Below are 2,832 nucleotides of genomic sequence, written 5' to 3'. Positions count from 1 at the left end.
GGCCCGGGACGCGGCCACGGGCGCGAAGAAGGCCGCCGAGGCCGCGAACCACGCGGGCGTGGCCGCCACCGAGGCCGGCAAGGCGGCCAAGGCAGCCCTCAGCGCCGGGGCCAACGCGGACGCGGCGGCCGCGGCGGCGACGGCCGCGAGCGGATACGCGGGCGTGTCGGACGCCCAGGCCCAGCGGGCCCGGGACGCCGCCGACGACGCCCGTCGGCACGCGGCGGACGCGACCGCCGCCGCCCGCCGGGCCGAGGCACTCGCCACCCGCTCCGCGCAGGCCGCCTACGAGGCACGCGACGCGGCCAACTCGGCCGCCGCGCACGCCGAGAACGCGGCGACCGCCGCCGAGGAGGCGGCCAAGCACGCGGGCGAGGCCGCCAAGGCCGCCGAGGAGTCCACCAAGCACGCCAACGCCGCCACCGAGGCCGCCAACGCGGCGACCGCGGCCGTGGCCAAGGCGCGTACGACGTTCGACCTGGCCCGCGAGGTGGAGGCGGCCGAACTCGCCGCCCGCAGCGCGCAGTCGACGGCCCGCGCCGAGTACCTGAAGCGGCTGACCGAGGAGCGCGCGGCGCGCGAGCGGGCCAAGGCCGAGGAGGCCAGGGCCAAGGACGCCGAGGCCGCCGCTCTCGCCCAGGAGGCCGCCACCCCGGGCGTGGACGTGGCCGAGGCCGCCGCCAAGGGCCGCAAGGTGGCCCTGCACATCGCGGACACCCGCGGTCCGTGGAGCGTGTCGGCCGCCGAGGTCGCCCTGTCCTCCTCGGACACGGAGGTCGTGGCGTACCTGCGGACCGGCCTGAAGCAGGCGCAGGAGCAGGACGAGCGGGGCCGCGTCGACCAGCTGGCCACCGACGCGGGCTCCACGGCCGTGCGCACCGCCGCGGAGACGGCACTGGACGGGGACACCGCCGCGATCCGCGCGTTCCTGACCACCGGCCAGCACAAGGCCGCGGCGAACGACTACCGCGTCGAGATCACCAAGCTCCTCGACGGGGCCGGTCCCGGTGTCAAGGAGGCCGGGCAGGCCGCGCTGGACTCCAACTCCACCGACCGCATGCGGGAGTTCCTGACCACCGGGTACGTCACCGCCCGGACCACCGACGAGCGCGTACGGGCCGTGCAGCTGAAGGAGAGCGGCGGGCCCGAGCTGTCCGCGGCCGCCCAGGTCGCGCTGGCCGGACCGCCGGAGGTGCTGCACGCGTTCATCGAGGTCGGGCAGTACTCCGCACTGCGCGCCGACCGGCTGACGGCCACCCATGTGGCCCGGGTGCAGGGCCTGATCGCGGGCGCCGCCCGGGTGGCGTGGACCGCCCAGGAGAACGCGGCACTCGCCCAGAAGGTCGCCGCCGAGGCCCGCAAGGCCGCCGAGAAGGCCGCCGAGTACGCCCAGCAGGCGAAGGAGTCGAAGGAACAGGCCGACGTCTACGCGAACCAGGCGCGCGCCTCGGCCACGGCGGCCGAGAAGTCGGCGGCGGACGCGGCGGCCTCGGCCCGCACGGCCCGCGCGGCCGAGGCGGACGCCCACGCGGCGGCCCGCCGCGCCTCCAACTCCGCGGCCCGGGCGACGGCTTCGGCCGCGGCGGCGCAGGGCTCGGCCGGAGCGGCGTGGCAGGCGGCGAACGAGGCCCGGGCCTCGGCGAACGCGGCCGGGAAGTCCGCCGAGGAGGCGCAGAAGGCCTCCGACGAGGCGATCGTCATCACCGCGATCAAGATCTGGCAGGAGGCCGAGGCCAACCGCAAGGACGCCGAGTACCGCAAGGACACGGCCGAACTCCAGGAGCTGGAGGACGCCTTCGCGGACATGGCGGCCGAGGAGGACAGCGACTGGTGGGACTACCTCTCGGGCGCCGGCCACCTGGTCCTGGACGCGGCGGGCGTGGTCCCGGGCTTCGGCGAGGCCTTCGACCTGATCAACTGCGGCTGGTACGGCGCCGAGGGCGACGCCTGGAACTCCGGCCTGTCCTGCGCGGCCGCGATCCCGATCGTCGGCTGGGGCGCGACCGGCACGAAGTGGGGCAAGGCCGGGTACTCGGCGGTGGAGGCGTTCGCGAAGTCGATGCGGGCGAACGGGCAGGTGCCGCACATCTGGGCGATCCCGCGCGGTGCCGCGAACGCTCCCCACGTGAAGACGGCCGCGCAGAACGCCGCGAAGCACTGGCAGAAGCACAAGGGCGAGTTCCCCGAGCTGGGTTCGGCCAGGGAGTACGTGGAGATGGCCCACGGGATGCGGTCGATGAACAAGACGCCGCCTCCTCCCGGTTACCGCATCTTCGACCGGGGCAACGGCGGCTACGTCATCTACGAGAAGAACAGCAACACACTCGCGGTGTACAACCCGGACGGTCTTCCCATGTCGATGAACCGCCCGGCGCCCAGGAGCGCGAGCAACCCGAACGGGTTCGACACCAGTCGCTGGCCCACCCTGGAGGACTACCTCCGGGCCAACGGCACGGAACGCTGATCCCGCCCCGACCGAGAGGAGCCGTACGGAAATGTCGTCCGAACCGGGAAGCCCGCCGGGCCCCGAGTGGGAGACCGTCTGCCGTGTCTGCGGATACGACGACGGGGTGGAGCCCTTCTGGGAGGGGGGCTGGCCCAACGAGGGTGCCATCTGCCCGTGCTGCGGCAACGAGCCCAGCATGAGCGATGTCAGCGTAATGGGCCTGCGCAACTACCGCGGCTACTGGCTCGGCCAGGGCGCCCCCTGGAGTTCGCCCGGCTCACGTCCCAAGGACTGGGACATCCTGGAGCAGGTCAAGAACATTCCTGCCGAGTGGCGCTGACCCGTCACCGCCCGCGCGACGGCCCGTGCACCTCGCGGTGCACGGG

General features: G+C 74.6%; 2 protein-coding genes. Both read left to right on the top strand.

The features are described from left to right. Positions 1-2,464: hypothetical protein (locus ACFULQ_RS48955; RefSeq protein WP_383558296.1), on the top strand; the 2,464-nt coding region annotated here is incomplete at its 5' end. A gap of 31 nt (positions 2,465-2,495) precedes the next feature. Further along, on the top strand, positions 2,496-2,786 hold the full coding sequence (locus ACFULQ_RS48950) for a hypothetical protein (RefSeq protein ID WP_383558292.1): 291 nt from the start codon (positions 2,496-2,498) through the stop codon (positions 2,784-2,786). Positions 2,787-2,832 lie beyond the last annotated feature (46 nt).

The sequence above is a fragment of the Streptomyces sp. NPDC057253 genome, assembly GCF_042669125.1.
Lineage (GTDB): Bacteria > Actinomycetota > Actinomycetes > Streptomycetales > Streptomycetaceae > Streptomyces.
Note: the sequence above shows the minus strand (reverse complement) of the source record. Positions and strands in the feature narration are given on the sequence as shown.